Origin of the sequence: Algibacter lectus, assembly GCF_004368925.1 — a bacterium.
GTDB lineage: Bacteria > Bacteroidota > Bacteroidia > Flavobacteriales > Flavobacteriaceae > Algibacter > Algibacter lectus.
Genome location: NZ_SORL01000010.1, coordinates 190424 through 209476 on the forward strand (window position 1 = coordinate 190424; position 19053 = coordinate 209476).

General features: G+C 32.8%; 15 protein-coding genes. 5 read left to right on the forward strand and 10 right to left on the reverse strand.

The window, feature by feature from the left end:
• Nucleotides 1–15 precede the first annotated feature (15 nt).
• Entirely contained in the window at nucleotides 16–1173 is a 1158-nt protein-coding gene (locus tag DFQ06_RS14700) for a THUMP domain-containing class I SAM-dependent RNA methyltransferase (protein WP_042505051.1), read from the reverse strand.
• 246 nt (nucleotides 1174–1419) lie between these two features.
• On the opposite strand from DFQ06_RS14700, the gene DFQ06_RS14705 reads away from it, so the two are divergent.
• Nucleotides 1420–2151 (forward strand): class I SAM-dependent methyltransferase, encoded by a 732-nt coding sequence (locus DFQ06_RS14705; protein WP_133968512.1) that lies wholly within the window; start codon nucleotides 1420–1422, stop codon nucleotides 2149–2151.
• A 63-nt stretch (nucleotides 2152–2214) separates the two neighbouring features.
• Nucleotides 2215–2889 (forward strand): ZIP family metal transporter, encoded by a 675-nt coding sequence (locus tag DFQ06_RS14710; protein ID WP_042505047.1) that lies wholly within the window; start codon nucleotides 2215–2217, stop codon nucleotides 2887–2889.
• A 78-nt stretch (nucleotides 2890–2967) separates the two neighbouring features.
• On the opposite strand, the gene rlmF is transcribed toward DFQ06_RS14710, so the two are convergent.
• A complete protein-coding gene (gene rlmF, locus DFQ06_RS14715; RefSeq protein ID WP_042505044.1) occupies nucleotides 2968–3846 on the reverse strand; it encodes a 23S rRNA (adenine(1618)-N(6))-methyltransferase RlmF in 879 nt (292 codons plus the stop codon).
• A gap of 2 nt (nucleotides 3847–3848) precedes the next feature.
• Nucleotides 3849–4274 carry a DUF3995 domain-containing protein gene (locus DFQ06_RS14720; protein WP_133968514.1) on the reverse strand — a complete coding sequence of 142 codons (426 nt, stop codon included), beginning with the start codon at nucleotides 4272–4274 and terminating at the stop codon, nucleotides 3849–3851.
• Nucleotides 4275–4371: 97 nt separating this feature from the next.
• Here DFQ06_RS14720 and DFQ06_RS14725 point away from each other — a divergent pair, with 97 nt between their 5' ends.
• Nucleotides 4372–5028 carry an HAD family hydrolase gene (locus DFQ06_RS14725; RefSeq protein WP_042505039.1) on the forward strand — a complete coding sequence of 219 codons (657 nt, stop codon included), beginning with the start codon at nucleotides 4372–4374 and terminating at the stop codon, nucleotides 5026–5028.
• A 294-nt stretch (nucleotides 5029–5322) separates the two neighbouring features.
• Nucleotides 5323–6471, forward strand: coding sequence for a hypothetical protein (locus DFQ06_RS14730; protein ID WP_074940397.1), 1149 nt, complete (start codon nucleotides 5323–5325; stop codon nucleotides 6469–6471).
• Nucleotides 6472–6775: 304 nt separating this feature from the next.
• Here DFQ06_RS14730 and DFQ06_RS14735 read toward each other — a convergent pair whose 3' ends face one another.
• The 7 genes from DFQ06_RS14735 to DFQ06_RS14765 all read right to left on the reverse strand — a co-directional run bounded on the left by DFQ06_RS14735 (nucleotide 6776) and on the right by DFQ06_RS14765 (nucleotide 17874).
• Entirely contained in the window at nucleotides 6776–7261 is a 486-nt protein-coding gene (locus DFQ06_RS14735; RefSeq protein WP_133968516.1) for a hypothetical protein, read from the reverse strand.
• Nucleotides 7262–7271: 10 nt separating this feature from the next.
• The gene (locus tag DFQ06_RS14740; RefSeq protein ID WP_133968518.1) at nucleotides 7272–10925 is read right to left on the reverse strand and encodes an AAA family ATPase; all 3654 of its coding nucleotides are present in this window, start codon (nucleotides 10923–10925) and stop codon (nucleotides 7272–7274) included.
• Nucleotides 10926–10937: 12 nt separating this feature from the next.
• Nucleotides 10938–12140 carry an exonuclease SbcCD subunit D C-terminal domain-containing protein gene (sbcD, locus tag DFQ06_RS14745; protein ID WP_133968520.1) on the reverse strand — a complete coding sequence of 401 codons (1203 nt, stop codon included), beginning with the start codon at nucleotides 12138–12140 and terminating at the stop codon, nucleotides 10938–10940.
• Between the two features lie 110 nt (nucleotides 12141–12250).
• Complete coding sequence (locus DFQ06_RS14750) at nucleotides 12251–13705, reverse strand: oligosaccharide flippase family protein (RefSeq protein WP_133968522.1); 1455 nt, start codon at nucleotides 13703–13705, stop codon at nucleotides 12251–12253.
• Nucleotides 13706–13764: 59 nt separating this feature from the next.
• On the reverse strand, nucleotides 13765–15054 hold the full coding sequence (locus DFQ06_RS14755; RefSeq protein WP_133968524.1) for a glycosyltransferase family 4 protein: 1290 nt from the start codon (nucleotides 15052–15054) through the stop codon (nucleotides 13765–13767).
• Between the two features lie 33 nt (nucleotides 15055–15087).
• Nucleotides 15088–17508, reverse strand: coding sequence for a YfhO family protein (locus DFQ06_RS14760; protein ID WP_133968526.1), 2421 nt, complete (start codon nucleotides 17506–17508; stop codon nucleotides 15088–15090).
• 114 nt (nucleotides 17509–17622) lie between these two features.
• Nucleotides 17623–17874: a DUF4834 family protein gene (locus DFQ06_RS14765; RefSeq protein ID WP_042499604.1), complete on the reverse strand. Its 252-nt coding sequence runs from the start codon at nucleotides 17872–17874 to the stop codon at nucleotides 17623–17625.
• Nucleotides 17875–18043: 169 nt separating this feature from the next.
• On the opposite strand from DFQ06_RS14765, the gene DFQ06_RS14770 reads away from it, so the two are divergent.
• Nucleotides 18044–19048, forward strand: a complete 1005-nt coding sequence (locus DFQ06_RS14770) for a transporter (protein WP_074940371.1) — start codon at nucleotides 18044–18046, stop codon at nucleotides 19046–19048.
• Nucleotides 19049–19053 lie beyond the last annotated feature (5 nt).

Here is a 19053-nt window from a genome sequence, read left to right on the forward strand (position 1 = left end):
TTAACTTCTTAACAGTTATTTCATATACTTTCCTTTTTTACTGCCTTCATACATTACGTATTTTACTAAACGTGATTCTAATTTGGCATTAAATAGATGTATTTTTCTTGACGGACGTAAACCTACATGCTTTAAAGCATCAAGGTTAGAGGTAATAAACCAAGCATCGGTTCCTGGATAGTTTTGCTTAAGTGTATCTCCTATATTAGCGTAAAACTCTTCCATATCGATATTTAATCGCTCACCGTATGGTGGGTTAAAAACCATATGTAATTTTTCGTCGCCACCTTTTTGGGTTTTAAAGAAATCTTCGTGTTTTATTTCTATAAAATCATCTAGTTGAGCGTTTTTTACATTCTCCTTAGCTTTGGTAACCGCACTTGGTGCTTTATCAAAACCAATGATTTTATGATGAAAATCGCGCGTTTTTTTAAGTAAAGACTCTTCTATTTTTTCAAATAACTCAACATCCCAATCTGGCCAACGCTCGAAAGCAAATTCTTTACGCATCAAGTTTGGTGGAATGTTACAAGCAATCATGGCTGCTTCTATCAACATGGTTCCTGAACCACACATTGGATCCATAAAATCTGTTTGTCCGTCCCAACCAGAAAGCATAATAAGTCCAGCGGCTAATACCTCGTTTATTGGTGCAATATTAGTTGCTGTTTTATAACCACGTTTATGTAGAGAATCGCCAGAAGAATCTAAAGAGATAGTACATTTACGTCGATCGATATGCACGTTTATTTTTATATCCGGAAATTTTAAGTCTACATTAGGGCGTACACCTTCAGTATCTCTAAATTTATCGACAATAGCATCTTTTGTTTTTTGAGCAATGTAGAGCGAGTGCGTAAATAAATCGGAATGGATGGTAGCATCTACAGCTAAAGTACCTGTAGCTTTAAGATATTTAGACCAATCCATGGCGTAAAGTTTGTCGTAAAGCTCTTTTTCGCTGTTTACATTAAAACTATGGATGGGTTTTAAAATTTTCACAGCAGTACGCAAGCCCAAGTTACATTTGTACATAAATCCTTTATCGCCTGAAAAAGAGACATTTCTAGTGCCTTTTTTCACATACAATGCGCCTAACTGCGTTAGCTCGTCTGCTAATAAATCTTCAAAGCCAAATAAGGTTTTGGCAACCATGTTGAAATTTTCTTCCATTTTTTTCGTCTACGTCTAATAGATTGCAAAAATAACTTAATTTTGCAGAAAGCAAGAGATATTAGCGGATAATGGGTTAGGGATTGCAGCGGCATCCTTTTTGCAAAGGTTTTAAAGCCTATTTTTGGGTTAAACCTGATGTTTAATTGGTGTTTGATTCTTAAAAATAATTAAAGAAGGCTTTGTAAAAAGATATAGCGGAAAGCCCGACCTCGCCCTAAGGCGTGGTAACCCCCAAAAAACAATATGGAAAAACAAGAGACAGAATGGTTTACATCGTGGTTTGACACGCCGTATTATCATATTTTATACAAAGACAGGGATGATACGGAGGCGCATGCGTTTATGGACACCCTTAGTGATTATTTGAATATGCCTGAGGGCGGGAAAATTTTGGATTTGGCCTGCGGAAAAGGAAGACACTCGGTGTATTTAAACAAAATTGGTTACAATGTTACTGGCGTTGATTTAAGTGAAAACAGCATTAACTATGCTAAACAATTTGAAAACGATACTCTAAAATTTGAGGTTCACGATATGTGTAACCCTTACCCGGAAACCTTTGATGGAGTTTTTAACTTATTTACAAGTTTTGGGTATTTTGATGATGAAGCCGATAATTTAAGAACCATAAAAGCGATAAAAGCCGATTTGAACGATTATGGTTTTGGTGTTATTGATTTTATGAATTCGGATTTTGTAATTGATAATTTAGTACCTGAGGAAGTAAAAACGGTTGATGGTATCGATTTTTATTTGAAACGCTACGTGGAAGATGGCTATATTATTAAGGATATTGCATTTAATACTGACGGCAAAGATTTTAAATATCAGGAGCGTGTACGTGGTTTTACTTTAGCTAATTTTGAGGCACTTTTTGAACAAGCCGACGTGCATTTACTTGATGTTTTTGGAGATTATAAGTTAGGCCAATTTAGAAAAGCCTTCTCGGAACGTTTAGTAATGATTTTTAAATAAATAATTACAATGTTTTTTTAATCTAGAAAAACTTAAACACTCATTTTTTGAGCTTATTTTTAAATGAATAAATTTATATTTCCTGTAATTGCCGTTATTTTAGGCGTGCTAATAGCTACTATTACCAAGAATAAAAAATCTTGGAACATGAAGCTTATGCTCTCTTTTAGTGGGGCTTTTTTATTGGCTTTAACCTTATTTGAATTATTACCTGAGGTCTATGCACATCTCGATTCTAAACAAACGGGATTGTTTATTATGCTCGGGATTTTACTGCAAATTGTTTTGGAGTTGTTCTCTAAAGGTGCTGAGCACGGGCATGTACACATCCATAAAAACGAAACGCTATTTCCTTGGTGGTTATTTGTAAGTTTGTGTTTGCACAGTTTATTAGAAGGGTTCCCGATACATGAGCATAACGATATGGTTTATGGTGTTTTAATACATAAAATTCCTATTGCTACGCTTATAAGTATGTTTTTGTTTCAGTCGAGTTTTAGTAAACCTAAAATTGCTGTGTTTTTAGTGATTTTTGCATTAATGACACCGTTAGGAACTTTAATTTCAAATACTTCTAATTTAACAGAAACCTTTGCCCACGGTATTAATGCTGTGGTTATTGGTATGTTTTTCCATATATCGACCACTATTCTATTTGAAAGTAGCGACGGACATAAGTTTAACCTAAGTAAGTTTGTCGCTATTATTTTAGGTGTTGGGATTGCTTATTTGATTTAGAATCTAAATCAAATAAGCATTCTGTATTGTATAGCGTTCTGCTTAATATTTTTCGGAAATTGAGATAGTTTATATTTCTTAAAACGTCCAAGCTAGAATACGAGACACTTTATTTCCTTGTCCCATATTAATTACTTTAACCTCTGTAGCGCCTAGTTTTGTCAGCGATTTTTGCATTCCTTTTATTAAATCTTTTTTAGATACTAAGGTTGTAAACCACTTGCAGCTTTCTTTATGCAATGAGCTTTCATATAAATAAGTATGTAAAAAAGCTTTTTCACCACCTTTATAACAAAGCTCGTTATTGGTACCCGAAAAGTTACGGACTATTTTATCTGTCTTTTTACCTAAATTCTTTAATTTTTTAGTGGTTGCTTCATCAGCTTCTTCTTCAGAATTAAAAAACGGAGGATTACATATAGACACTGCGAAAGTCTCACCTTCATCTAAAATACCGTTAAAAATTTCGGCACTATCTTCTTGATGGCGCAGCTTAATAGCATTACCCATCTTGTTTTTATCTATTATTCTTTGCGCATTTTTTAACGAAGCGCCATCAATATCCGTAGCTACAAACTCCCAGTTATATTCTGCATGACCCAAAAGTGGATAAATGCAACTTGCACCTGTACCGATATCTAATATTTTAACGCCGTTTTCTGTGTTTGCTTTTTTAACTAAATGTGCTATATGATGCAAATAATCTACACGACCAGGAATTGGCGGACATAAATTCTCCTCAGGAAACTCCCAAAACTTAATACCGTAATCTTTTAGCAATAAAGCCGTATTAAGTGCTTTTACAGCCTTAGGCTTAGCAAAATCTATAGTTACCGTTTGGTGTCTGTTTTCGAAAACAAAGGGCTTTAATTCTGGATATACATTACATAAAGCCTCTAAATCGTAACCCGATTTATGCTTATTTTTTGGATGAAAATTTGGAGTTGTTTTGATAATTTCTAGTTTAAAATTTCTATTATAATGCCAACACTACTAATAACTAAACACAACGGTGCATAATAGGTTGTATCCAGGGTGCCAAAAGTAGTCTGTTTTACGCTCTTAAAAAAGCCTACATATTTAAAATCGCCAATAGCACGAATAAAAAACAACAATGCTATAATCCAGCCAGTGTACTGCATAACCCAATTAGGCAAATAAACCGTTGCTACGCCCGACTTATAAAAGTAAAAACAACAAAATGCCAACAGTGCAAAGCCAACAATAGCACTATCTATTTTTTTAGGGTTTAAAACCCGCTCACCGTTTTCTTTAGTAGGTAGTGAGGCCTCAAAACCAAATGTTCCGCCAGAAAACCAATTAAAATGAATAACCGCGAGCACAAGAAATATAATACTGAGTAATAAGGATAAAACAGCAACCATAATAATTAACGGAGTTTAGACTACAAATTTAATAATTTGAACCTCGTTTTAGATATTGAAACGATTTCTTTTATCTTAGCCCAAAATAAATTTTGAGATGTTAAAAGCTGTAATTTTCGATATGGATGGGGTAATAATAGATAGCGAACCGCTACACCATTATGCTTATCATAAAATGTTTAGCGATGTTGGCGCCAATGTTTCTAGTGAGCTATACGAATCTTACACCGGGCAATCTACGCTTAACGTTTGCAAGCAAGTTAAAGATCATTTTAATTTAGATGAAACTCCAGAAGCTTTAGTAGCCTTAAAAAGAAAACATTACGAATACATTTTTGAAAACGATAAAGATTTCGATTTAATAGATGGTGTTTTAGATTTAATAAAAAACTATCATGCTAATGGGCTTACTCTGGTTTTAGCATCATCGGCATCTATGCCAAGTATTGAACGTATTTTTAAACGTTTCGATTTAAACCAATATTTTAAAGCCAAATTAAGTGGTGCCGATTTAAAAGCATCTAAACCACACCCAGAAATTTTTGTAAAAGCAGCCGAAGCATCAGGTTTTAAAGCATCGGAATGTATGGTTATTGAAGACTCTACCAACGGTATTAAAGCTGCAAACGATGCGCATATATTTTGCGTAGGTTTTGATAGTATACACTCAAAAAATCAGGATTATACCAATGCAAACCTAAAAATTGAAGATTTTAAAACTATTACCTTCGATAAAATTACGACGCATTTTTAGAACCTAATACCTAAATAATAGATTACCTCTACCCTACACATCATAGATTTGTATGTTGCTATTATGTGTTCTAATTTTAGTTTAGAGCCGAGTATCATCATCTATTACCAATTAGTTTTTACTCAAATTTTCAATTAAATTTAAATTTCCACAACCTAATATTTAAATTTAACACCTCTGTTTTATCTTAAAAAATAAAAATAACAACCTCAAAATCAATACACTAATACTTACTTCTGTTTTTTGGCACGCTGTTTGTAATTACCTAACTGTATAACATTAAAACATACAGATATGAAAAAGTATATATTCTTATTAGCCGGATTGGTCCTTGCAGGATTCACCGCTAGTGCAGACACAACAACCGCCAACCAAACAAACGAAGCATCAAATATTAACAGAGGTTACGGCAGCTCTTTCATATTTGTTGAAAACGGAATAGAATTTTCGGTATTTGCCGATGGTCAATTCGATTTCAATTTACAACGTCAAACATCAAACGTAAATGTATCATTACATTCTAGAAATCTAGATTTAAGTTTTAACTCTGGTTACGATTATAATGCATACGTGCAGTACGATGAATTTGGTGCAATTATTCAAATAGAAAACACACCTATTTATTACGATTATTACGGTAGAATTTCTCAAGCCGGAAACGTAAACATAAACTACAACAACAATGGTTACATATCTAGAGTTGGTGGACTATATGTGCATTACGATCGTTATAACAGATATTCTCACTATACTGGTTTTATAAACGTATATAACCGTGGTTACATTTACCGTCCATGGCACAATTATTACCGCACGCCATCAGTTAATTTTCGTGTAGTATTTAATCGTCCTTACCGTCAACATTATGCTCCAGTGCGTTATGTGTACAACCGTCCGTTTTACAACAACCACCGTCCATCATCAGCTATATATAGTCGTCGTGGAAATACTGTTGCCAGAAACCGTAATTACGCTACAGTAAATAGAAGTTCTAGAAACGTTACTAAAATTAACCGTAACGCACAAACCAGACGTAAAGTAACAACAAATAACAACCGTCGTTACACAACAACATCACCAAATAGAAACTCTAATGCAAAAAGTACAAACCGTAATTATACACAACGCAATAATAGTCGTGTAGTAAAAACAACACCAAACAGAACGGTTACTAAAACTACAACCACTAGATCTACAAGACCTAGTGCAAACAGTACAAATACTAGAAATGTAACCCGTACGAAAATAAATACGGTATCTAAAAATCCAAAAGCAACAAAGGCTCGTACATATACTAGAAACAGCAATAATACTAGAAGCACTAAACGTGTAGCTACCGTTACTAAAGCACCAAGAACTAGCAATAGTAAAGCCACACAAAGTAGTCGAAAATCTAGCAATAATACAAGATCGACAACAACTACCACACGTAGACGATCATAAAAATTTTGGTTGGTTAGTACGAAAATCCCTGTGAATAGTTTGCCTTAAAGCAACATCACGGGGTTTTTCATTTTTAATAGTTTGGGCGTTACCACAAGGGTCGGGCTTTACACTATATCTTTTTTTTAGCAGAGCTACTTTAAACGGGTTTAGACCACCTACTAAAACGTAAACCAAACCAATACTATTTTCTTAATCTTTAAAAAAGGATGCCGTTGCAATCCCTAACGCGAGTTACGGCTGTGGTAATATGTTTTGGAAAGATTAAAATAACTTTAGTCCCTCTTCTTTTAACAAAACATCTTTAATTATTATTTAAGTCTTTTAACTTAATAAGCAAATAAATTACAAGACTGATTAAGCTTATCATTTGAGAAATTCCAAAACCAGCGGTAAACCATCCATAAAACATCAAAAAGCTTTGAATATCGCCATGGTGACTTTCAGATATACTTTCACTATATAGTCCAGACAACCAATTTGTCAATGGTCCCAAAATAAAGATTATAAGACTTAAAACTACCAAGAGTGGTTTAGGGAATTCCCTTTTATATAATTCTAATTTAAGAGATTTTCTATTAATTTTGCCAACCACAAAATATGAGGTAAACAAATATGCGACCAACGTAATTGATGGGAGTAAATAAGTCAAAATGAGAAAAGAAACACCTAACTCAACCAGACTAAAATACAATAAATGAATAATAAAATTTAAGATGGTATCAACTGCCGTCACAAATACAAATCCAAAAATCACCCATAAAACTAATAAAACATCATTTTTTTTCATCAGTCTTGAATTACATTATATCCACCACACTCACTCCATTATTCTTTTTAGTAATTTGAATTTGAGTAGAAATACGCTCTTTTAAATTTTCAACGTGAGATATTATACCAATCATTTTACCTTGCGATTGCAAAGTTTCTAAAGTCGAGATAACCGTTTCTAAAGTATTTTTATCCAAAGTTCCGAAACCTTCATCAATAAACAACGAATCGATTTTCACATTTTTACTAGCCAAATCAGACAATCCTAAAGCTAAAGCCAAACTAATAATAAACTTCTCACCACCACTAGATGTGTCTACCAATCTGGCCTGGTCCGTTTGGTAATGGTCTATTAAATTAAAATTAAGTTCCTCTTTAGGTTTGTAAGCCTCTTCCATTTTTAAAGAATAACGTTTATTCAATTTATACAAATGTACATTGGCAAGGTCTAGTAAATGCTTTAAAGTTAATCGTTGCACATATACATTAAAGGCATCTTTAGAATTCCCTATAATTTTAAATAGCTCTCTCCAAACATTGCAAACCGTTTCTTGAGCATCTATTTTTTTATAGATTTCTTTATTTCGATCTCTAATTTCCTTATCCTTTTTAAAGGCTTGTATAATCTCACCTTTTTCCGATAGCAGTGTTTTATTTGTCTTATTCAAATCTTCCAAAGCCAATTTACTCTCGGCCTCAGTAATTTCAAATGTTTTAATTTTTTTTAAATCTGCTTTAGCTTTTTCGTTAGATTCTCGGTATGCTTTTAAGCGAAGTTGTTTTTCTTTTAGCGCTTCTTTATTTTTAGTGAACCGCACCATATCGGCATCTAGAAGTATTGCTTTCTGAACCAATTCTCTTGTATCAAAATCGCTAACTTTTAATTGAGTATCAAAAACAGAATTTAACGTGTCTAGCTTTTCTCTTAAAACTAATACCTCCTTATTCGTTTCTATTTTTAAAGCTTCTTTTTTGTTTTGTAAATCTAAAAACTCTTGGCGTTTCTGCTTGCTTAACTCTACCTTTTTAGACAAAGCCATTCGTTCTGTTTGCAAAAGTTCTCGCTTATGTTCTACAGAAATAGCAATAGGTAAAATAGCTTCACGCTGTTTTTGTAATTGTTCTATTTTAACAGTAGAAACTGTAATCGTTTTAGAACAAACTTCTTTTGCTTTAAGTTGTATTTCTAACTTCTCCTTATTATTTTCTAACTTAGTGTTTACAACTGATATACTCGATTTTAGTAAGTCTAAATTCTTCTCTTTTTTATTAAAATTCGCAATTAAAATTTTAAGGCTTTCAATAAACTCGCTACTCTTTTCTGTTGAAGGTAATTGGTAATTAAATTTAGATAGTTTTGCTTCTAACGCTGTCTCTAAATTATTACACATTTCTTTTAAATTAACAATTAGTTTTTGCTTTTCTGCAATATCCTTATTGCTATTTTTATTCTTTTCAACAAGCGTGGCTACACCATTTTTAATCTTATTAAACCTCTCACTTTGTATTTTAAAAGTATCGTTTAATTTATTGCTACCGTTTTGTAATTGTTGAGCTACTTTTAACTTTTCATCTAGCAACAAAATATCCTGTGCTACTTTTTTAACCTCAATTTCAATTTGAGTTGCATTCGATAACTCACAATCTATATTTAATTGTTTCGTCTTTAATTTTAATGCTTTTACTTCATCATTAATTAGACCACTACGTTGCGTTAATCCATCGATGGTTGTGGTCGCTACAACTTCTTTTTTCTCTAATTCGTTTTTTGAAACAATTAAGGCTTGCAGCTTTTCTTTGCGTTTATTAAGTTCTAATTCCGATTTTGAAACACCTACCGAAACCAAATTCTCGGCAAACGGATGCTCTAATGAACCACACAATCCACAAGGTGTTCCTTCTGTTAAACTCTGACGATCAGCTTCATATTTAGAAATACTTTTCTCTAAGTTTAAAATTTCATCCGCATCTGCAACCGATTTTTCTTGAACTTCAATTTGTTGCTTAACCGCTTGTATTTCCTTTTTACTAACCTCTAATACCTTTGTAAGCGCTTTTTGTTTCGCTAATAAATCGGTTTGTTCTCTTTCAACTTTTAGTATTTGCTCAGATAGCGTTTTAAACTGTTTCCAGTTTGTTTCTTTGGTGGCTAATTTGGTTTTAGCCTCTAGTAAATCGGTTAAATTATTTTTAGATAATTTTAAAGTGATCTCAGCTAATAGCTTTTCTGTTTTTTCAATTTCGGCAGTTTCAACTTTTAGTAATTTATTACCCTCTTTTAAGCGCGCTTCTGTTTTTTCTACCTCTTCTTTTTTTACAGATACAAAATCTTGAGCTTCTTTTAAACTTTCTTTTTTAGCTTTTAAAGCAGTTAATTCACTTGCCCAATTGGATATTTGTAAATCCACATCCTTCAATAATTTATGCTCAGAAATAAAGCTTTGATCTATTTTTATTTTAGCTTCAGTATCCGCTAAATCTTTATTCAATTTAGTTTGTTCTTCTCTTAAAAACTTAATTTGGTTATCTAACGCTTCTAATTCTAATGTTGCTTTTTGCTTATTTTCAACTTCATTTTTAAGCTTACTGTCTAAGCCATTTATAGCATCAAATTTTGGTAACCAATCTGCAAACGTTTTGTCTGCCACATTTAGCAACTCTATTTCTTTCTGAGTTTGTAAACTTAGTTTTTCAACCTCAGGCTTTAAGGTTTTAAGTTCAGACTCTAAACGTTCTAATTGTTTAGATTTATCAACAGACTCTTGCTCTGTTCTATTTAAATTCTGAAGTAACTCTTTAAAAGGTGCTGCCTTTTCATTTAAATCTAACTGTTCTAATTCTTGTTTATGCTTTTCAATAAATAAATTTACCTCCTTAGATTCTATTTCTAATTTTTGAGATTCATCAAGTATTTTCTGAAATTTCACATACCATTCTACAATATTTTGAGTGGTTTTTATCTCCTTTTCAATCTTTAAAATTTCGGTATCGAGTGTTTTATCTTTTTGAGTTAACTCAGCACTAGCCTCTTCTGATAAAACATCATCGGAATTAATTCTAGACTGAATATCTTTAAGCGCATTTTCTTCTTTTGCTTTTCTTTCTTGAATGCTCTGCCCTATTTTTTTATAAATTTCTTCGCCTGTAATTTGTTCTAACAGCTTCCCTTTCTCAGGACCTTTAGCCGTTAAAAACGAAGCAAATTCCCCTTGAGCAAGCATTACAGACCGTAAAAACTGATTGTAATCTAATTGAGTTACTCGAACCACTTCTGATATTAAACTCCGTTTCTGGCTCGCCAAAATAGCACCTGTTGTTAAGTTCTTTAAACTAACTTCTTCCTTTGGGTTTTTATACTTTTTACCAGATTTATCGGCAACCTTCATTCCCCAGAAGGCATCATAAACTATATTATCATTTTCAAAAGTTACTCTACTAAAAGCATCATCAGCACCATGGCTAACCACATCAATCAATGTGCCTTTAGAGCCATTAAATCTAGGTACATTATGATATAACGCAATAGTAATAGCATCCAAAATAGTAGTTTTACCTGCTCCTGTAGAACCTGTAATAGCATACAAACCAACATCTTTAAACTGTTCACTTTCAAAATCTATAACAATAGAAGTATTGGAGCGTAAAGAATTTATATTTTGTAATTCTATTTTTAAAATTTTCATAGTCCTTTACCCTTACTGATTCTTAACAGATTGTAAAATTTCATTAAAAGCATCTTCCACCTCTGGCCTGTTCTCTAAATCGAAACCAATTTCTTTACATTTCAATTTAAAAACTTCAGCTGGTAATAACTCTTTTATAGATTTTGTTTCTTCTAATAATTCCTCAATACCTTTTTGCCTACGCTGTGTTTTTAAAGCCGTTTTTAATATTTCAAACGGATAATTTTCTGCAGCTTTTTTTAAATCATCAGTATTTATGGTATGTGTCTCATTAAGCACAATTTCTACCCATGGTGTTAATTGGAATTCATTAGAAACCAAATTAGAAAATGCATCTATACATTCTGTTACGGTACCAACCAACTTATAAAACTCCCTAAAACGAGGAACAACAACATCGTCGATGGCATTTATTTTATTGTCTTCAACGGTTAAAACAATAATGTTTTTATTATAAGTTATTTCACTAAAACTCAAAATATTTGGTGAACCTGAATAGCGTACTTTATCATTTTCTCCAATTATTTGAGGTCGATGCAAATGTCCTAAAGCAATATAATCGAAGTACTCAGGGAAATCTTCAGCACCAATATGGCCCAATGTTCCTACATAAATATTTTGTTCGCTATCTGAAACAGAGCCTCCTGTTGCAAACAAATGCCCCATAGCAATAACGGGAGCATCGGTGGTATTTACTAGCTTACATTGCTCGGCAGCTGCTTGATAATGATTAATTAATGCTGTTTTGTATTTATCAATAAGTTCGTCGAAAGATTCTCCGGCAACAGCTCTTCTAATATCACCATCACGCAAGTATGGAACGGCAGCAACAACTACTTTTTCACCTTCGATGTCAATTTCAAAAACTTCATCTTCTATCTCTTCCGTTGCTTTACCAACCACTTTAATCGATAAAGCATCGAGAATGTGTTTTGGTGCATTTAAAGTTCCTGCAGAATCATGATTTCCTCCGGTAATAATAATGGATTTGCAACTTGTACCTTTCAACTTCACCAAAAAGCTATAATACATTTCTAAACTTTGATTGGAAGGCGAACCCGTATCAAATACATCTCCTGAAATCAATAAAACGTCTATTTTCTTCGTACTGATATATGTTTCAATCCAACTTAAAAATAAAGTTTGTTCCGCTACTTGAGATTGCTCGTGTAATCTATGTCCTAAATGCCAATCGGCTGTATGAAGTATTTTCAAGTGATTTATGTTTTGTGCTATTTCGGAAAACTCTAAAAAAATAAGGCAGACAGTGTAAACTATCTTATTCAACGAATTTAGACAAATAAAACCTCAAAATCAAGTTTGAACTAAACCTTCAAATACTTCTGAAGTAACTTAGAAATATCATCTGAAAATCTAAATTTGAAAACAATAAAACCGTACAGTACGGCAATTAAAATAGACTTTAATGCAATGTTTAAAATAGGATGAAATGGAAAGTCCCAAAAGTAAAAAAGAATAGCAAAACTAGCGATAAATAGCCCTATTTGTAACGTTTTTGGCGAAAATGGTAAGATTTTAAATTTTCTGTAAACAAAATATAACTTAATAGAATTGTATAAAAACACAGCTAAAAACGTAGCTAAACCGGCACCATTGATACCTAGAATAGGAATAAATAAAATATTAAAAGCTACCATAACAATAACTAAAACAACACCTAAAACCAGCACCATTCGGTAATAATCACTATTAAAAAGAATGGCATTGTTGCTACCTAAAAGTGAATCGTATAATTTCACCACACTAATCATAAACACCACGTAAAGCCCAACATTAAACTCTTCGGGAATGATTAAATAAAGCTGATTAATATTTAAAACAATTAATAAAAAGATGAAACCAGCAATAATAAATAAGTTTAGTGAGCTCTTCTTGTATAGATCTTCCAAAGCCTCATAATCATGTTCGTTTAAAAACTTAGCCGTCATAGGCATTAATAACTGATGCATAGAACGTTGTGGCACCGCAATAACAGCTGTGATGAATATAGCCACATTGTAATACGCAATTTCTTTAATTGGAATGTAATGCCCAAGCATCACTTTATCGACATCTAAAAGTGATGTTGCGATAGCTCCGGCAATAATTATTAAACCCGAATATTTTAAAATTCGACTTAAATTATTAATCTTTTTAAAGGTTAGCTTTGGGAATTTTAATGTGAATGCATATACCTTCATAATCAGCATTCTTACAAAATAAATAATAGCTAAACCAGACATAAACTGCTCTAAATCTATATATTCAAAATGAAAGACCAACAAGAGTAACATAGTACCTACACGATGAAAAACTTCTTTCATAAAGTTCCCAAACACCGTTTGCATTTGCACTTTTGCCCAAGAAAAAAACAGCTCGAAATACGCCAAAGAAATTGCTATAACCACCGTATGCCACAAGTATTGTTTAATTATAGTATTTTTATTTGATAATAAATCGCCTATAAAACCATAACCAAAATACGTAAGCAAAACAATAGGAATAATAACCGCAATAGGCATTAATAACATAAGCGTTAAAAAGCCATTTAGTGATTCGCGCGTTTTGAAAGTAGTATAAAATTTAACTAAAGAGTTGTGTGCACCAAAGGCCATTAATGGCATTATTACATAGGCTAAAGAAAGCATATAGCCAACCATACCGTAATAATCATCACTTAAAAATTTAGTGTAAAGAAATAGCGTATTTATTGCCCCAATTAAAAACCCCAAATAAGTAGAGATTATATTTTTAAAAGATTGAGAAGCAACTATGCCCATTTTTTTTGATTCAATTTCATTATTAGTACTACGAAGTAAACGCGTAAAATGATAGATTATTAGGGCTTTTTTAAAACCGAAGCTAATTTAGAAGTCAAGCTTTTTCTACTATACTTTTGCAAACCAATAGCCTGCACTTCTAAATTTTTATTTTGATAGCTCTTATAATGCGCCAAGATAGTCGATTTTAACGATTTATAATCTGTGTAGTAAAAGTAGTTTCCGGTATTGGTTTCTTTTATGATATTTTCCACATCGGAACCTTGAGGTCCCAAAGCCAAAATAGGCCGATTTGAAACCATATATTCAAACAGTTTTCCAGGAATAATACATTTAGTTTCTTTGGAGTCTATCTCAACTAACAATAGAACCTGTGAGCTTTTTTGATAGACAATAGATTCTTTATGAGACACATACCCGGCGTTATTAACATGATTAGCAAGACCTACGGTTTCTATAGATTGTAAAACAGTTTCGCTAACGGCTCCCACAAAATTTAATTGAAAATCTTTAGAAAAACCCTCATGTTCCTGAACAAGTTCCGAGAGTACTTGCCATAAAATTATAGGATTTCTTTTTGATAATAACGAACCAATATGCGCTATTGTAAACTTAGCATCAAGTGGTTTAGATTCTACAGATTCATAATCGTAACCATTAGTAATAACCTCAATTGGTTTATTGGTAATGGCTTCAAATTCCGTTTTTGTTACAGAACTAGTAACAACAATATCGTCGGCAGTATTTAACACCAACTTTTCTAAAGCTTTGTGTTTTTGTTTAGATTTTTCCGTTAATTTCAACTGCTCATGGTAACCAATAGTAGTCCAAGGGTCTCTAAAATCTGCAATCCATTTTACACCTAATTTTTTTTTAAGCTGCAAACCAATAAGATGTAAACTATGCGGAGGTCCGGTGGTTATAATAGTTGAAATATTTTCCTTTTCTATATAATTTGAAAGATAAGCTACCGATGGTTCTACCCAGCTTTTGCGCGCATCTGGAATAAAAAAATTTCCACGAATATAAAGCATGGCTTTTTCAATAAAACTTTGCGTTTTCTGCTCGGGAATAATGCCTTTACTAATAGTGCTTGATGATTTCTTTGAAAACAGGCCTGCCAACTTATAAGGTTCACTTATAGGCTGTTTTATAATGGTAACATCTTTTGAAACTTCAGCAATTAAACTCTCGTCTACTAAAGGATAATTAGGGTTTTCGGGAATATAAACAATAGGTTCAACATTAAAATCGGGTAAATATTTTACGAATTTTAACCAACGCTGCACGCCTGGACCTCCTGCTGGTGGCCAGTAATAACTTATTATAAGTACTTTTAGTGCCTTCATTAAAAAAATTTCGATCTGCGTAGATGTAAAAAACTATTTCTTTTGAAATCCGTAGAAAAGTCCACCTAGTAGTAAAAGTCCAAATAAAACAGAACTAGCAAGTGCAATTGTACTTCCTGTTTTCACTACATCTGGATCAAACTTAAACACAATTTCATGATTTCCTGAAGGAATTTCTAAACCACGTAGCGTATAATTAACCCGTATATGATCGGTTTCTTCACCATCTATAAATGTTTTCCAACCGTTTCCGTAATACACTTCAGAAAACACTGCAAAACCTTTATTTGCATTGCTAGAAGCGTATTTTAAATAATTTGGTTTATGCTCAACAATTTTGATACTTGCTACAGAATCAACATTAAACTTTTTTGTTTCCGTTGGAATTATGGCATCTTTACCTTTAGCAAAAACAGCAACATGTTTATTATCTAAACTATCCAAAGCTTTAATTTCTTCATTAGCAGAATCTACCTTTTTAAGTTCGCTAACAAACCAAGCTGCACCATTCGCTTCTCTATTGGTGTATGGAAAGGTTTCTCCTTTTTCACCTTGAGCAATAATATATTTGGTATTAAACATATTAAGAACATTCATACTATTTTGAGAAATATAAAAATCGAAAACCTCACGGTATCGTTTTAATTCTGCCGCATTATATCCATTTAAAGAATTATGAAAGTATGATGGTTTTGATCGTCCTGAAACTAAATCGTAAACACGATAATAACTTTTATCTTGCAAAATAGCTTTATCAACCTCCGTAGCTTCAAACGGTTTATTCATTTTAATAGAAGATACAAAATCGTCACTATTTACATAGCGCTTATCTACACCAACTAAATCGAACAACAACAGCACAGCAAACCCAATAACAAGTAAGTTTTCTTTTAGCTTACCCTTTAAGTAATACCAAATTAAACCTGCCGATAGCAGTACTAAAATTAAACTTCTAAGGGTATCTGTTGTAAAAACGCTTTTTCTATCTTCTCTTAAGGCATCTACAAAATCTTGCCCATAATTCTGACGGTAAAAGCCATCGTTAACGCCAACAAAATCGAATAAAGACGATTTCATTACTAAAAATAAAAGCGATAAACCTCCAGTAATTATTGTGGCATACTTTAACGCATTTAGCTTTTCTTCTTCTTTTTCAAAATTATTGAACAAACGTACCAAACCAAAAATTCCCAACACAGGAATACATAATTCTAGTAAAACTTGTATTGATGTTACCGCCCTAAACTTATTGTACATGGGTACATAATCGATAAAAAAGTTAGTTAAAAACCCTAAGTTTTTACCGTAAGATAATAATAAAGAAAACACTGTTCCGCCAACAAGCCACCATTTTAAACGGCCTTTTACTAAAAATAAAGCAAATACAAACAAGAACAAAATTACAGCACCAACATAAGCTGGAGCTTCTACAATAGGTTGGTCTCCCCAGTATAATGGAGCGCGCTTAGCTTCTTCTGCCGCCTGAGTTGTTGTGGCTCCTAATTTTCTAAAAGCCTCGTATGTAGCAGAATCTTTACCAACATTCTCTCCATTTCCTCCACCCATAAAACGAGGAATAAACAAGTTAAACGTTTCGGCAAAACCATAACTAAATTGCGTGATATAATCTTTATCTAAACCGTTTGAAACCTCTTTTGGAGATCCATCGGCATTAATGGTTAGTTCCGTTTTACCACGTGTGCTTTCCTTTACATACTCTTGCGTAGCCATTACGCTCGTTGCATTTAGAGCAATAGCAAGAACTACAGCTCCGAATAAAATCCCAACAGATTTAAAGAAATGAGGTAATACGTTTTTCTTGTAAGCATCTACTAAATAAGCTATGCCCAAAATAAGCACCAACAGCATTAAGTAGTAAGTCATTTGAAAGTGGTTCGATACAATTTCTAACCCCATAGCCAAAACAGTGAGTAAAAACCCAGCTATGTATTTTCGTCTAAAAGTGAGTATAATACCGCTCAACACCAAAGGCATGTATGCAATAGCGTGTGCTTTACTGTTATGCCCAACACCTAAAATAATAATTAAATACGTTGAAAACCCAAAGGCTAAAGCACCAAGTGCTGCGAGTTTGTAATCTACTTTTAGCACTAAAAGTAATACATAAAAACTCATTAAATATAAAAACAAATAATCGGCTGGACGAGGTAAAAAACGCAGTACAGCATCAATTTTTTTAATGTAATTATGCGGATATCTTGCTCCCAATTGGTAAGTTGGCATCCCTGCAAAAGCCCCATTAGTCCAATAGGTTTCCTCTCCAGTTTCAACTTTAAAATCCTTCTGCTGCTTGCTCATGCCAATAAACTGAACAATATCGCTTTGATAAATTTCTTTTCCTTGTAAAACTGGGCTAAAATAAGCCAATGATAATATTACAAATCCTAGGAGCACTAAGATGTGTGGCAATATACTTTTAATTGAAAATTGCATGAAAGTAGTTTAAAACAATGAATGTGAACATTAGTTATTATTTTCTTAGCATCGAAGTTTATCTTAAATTTTAAGAACTTTACGCTTTCGCGGAAATAAAAAAAGGTTGAAACCTTAATCCACTTCTTCGTAATCTACGTAATCGCCAACATCTTTATTAGACGTTCGAGTATTTGGAATTTTATCAATAGTTACTTCTCCTTCTTTATTAACAGGCTCTTGTTGTTGTTTTTGAAACTGACCTCCAAAGCGTTCTTCTGCTTTTTTTACGGCAAACTTCATTAAAAGCGGTGCAAAAATTCTAGAAAGCACTTTAAATAAATAATAGACTAAAACAATTATAAATATGGTTCTTAATAAACCCATAAGTGAAACTTTTGATTAAAACTAACAACAAAAATACAATTCTATACGTTTAAAAAACATTGAAAAATGATAAAAAATATATAAAATATCTATATTTGAAAACCCTTAATCATTAGTACTTAAAATTATAAAATCTACGCGTGTGTACAACGCGTTAAAAATTTCAACTATGAAAGCTATCAAATCGATTTTAATTCTCCTACTCACATTTTTTTCAACTCAAGCATTTTGCCAATATACCGATGTTATAAACTCTAACAGGCCAGGTGTTTCTCGTAGTGCCTTTTCTGTAGGTACCAATGTGGCGCAATTTGAAGTTGGCCCCTATATTATTGAAGAAGAACGCACGCCAGCCATAGGCTATAAAGTTTCAGGCTTTGGTGCCGATTTTGCTGTACGTTACGGATTATTATGGGAACAATTAGAATTAAACTTTGAAGGAAACTACCAAAGTGACAACAAATCGTATTTTTCAAATTTAGACAATAAAGACCGTCGTTCTAATTTTAAATATTTAACTCTTGGAGCTAAATATTTAGTTTACGATCCGTATAAAAATGCAGAAGACGATAAACCTAATCTTTACAGTTGGAAGGCCAACCACACCTTTAAATGGAAATCGTTAATTCCTGCCATAGCAGTTTATGCTGGTGCAAACTTCGATACTCCAGACAATCCATATACTGCAGACGCTATAGAAGGCTTTAGCCCTAAAGTGATGATTGCTACACAAAACAACTTTTCTGGAGGTTGGGTTTTTGTAATGAATTTAATTAAAGATCGCATAGGAACGGATCAATCGGACTTTTCATATATATTAACCTTAACGCATTCTTTCAGTCCACAATGGGTTGTTTTCGGAGAAACACAAGGCATTCAAAGTGATTATTATGCCGATAATTTGTTTAGATTTGGTGGCGCTTATTTATGGGGTAAAGATTTTCAGTTAGACACCGCTTTAACTTTTAACACAAAGGATACGCCATCTGTATTTAGCGTTAACTTCGGAATGTCTTACCGATTAGATTTCCATAAAGACAAAGAAATTGATAATGGAAATACCATTGAAGAAACTTCTAAACGCTCAGGAAAGAAAAAGAAAAAAGGTAGTAAAAAAGACGCAAAAGAAAGTACAAAAAAACCAAAACGAGACGCTATAGATTTTGAAGATTAATCTGA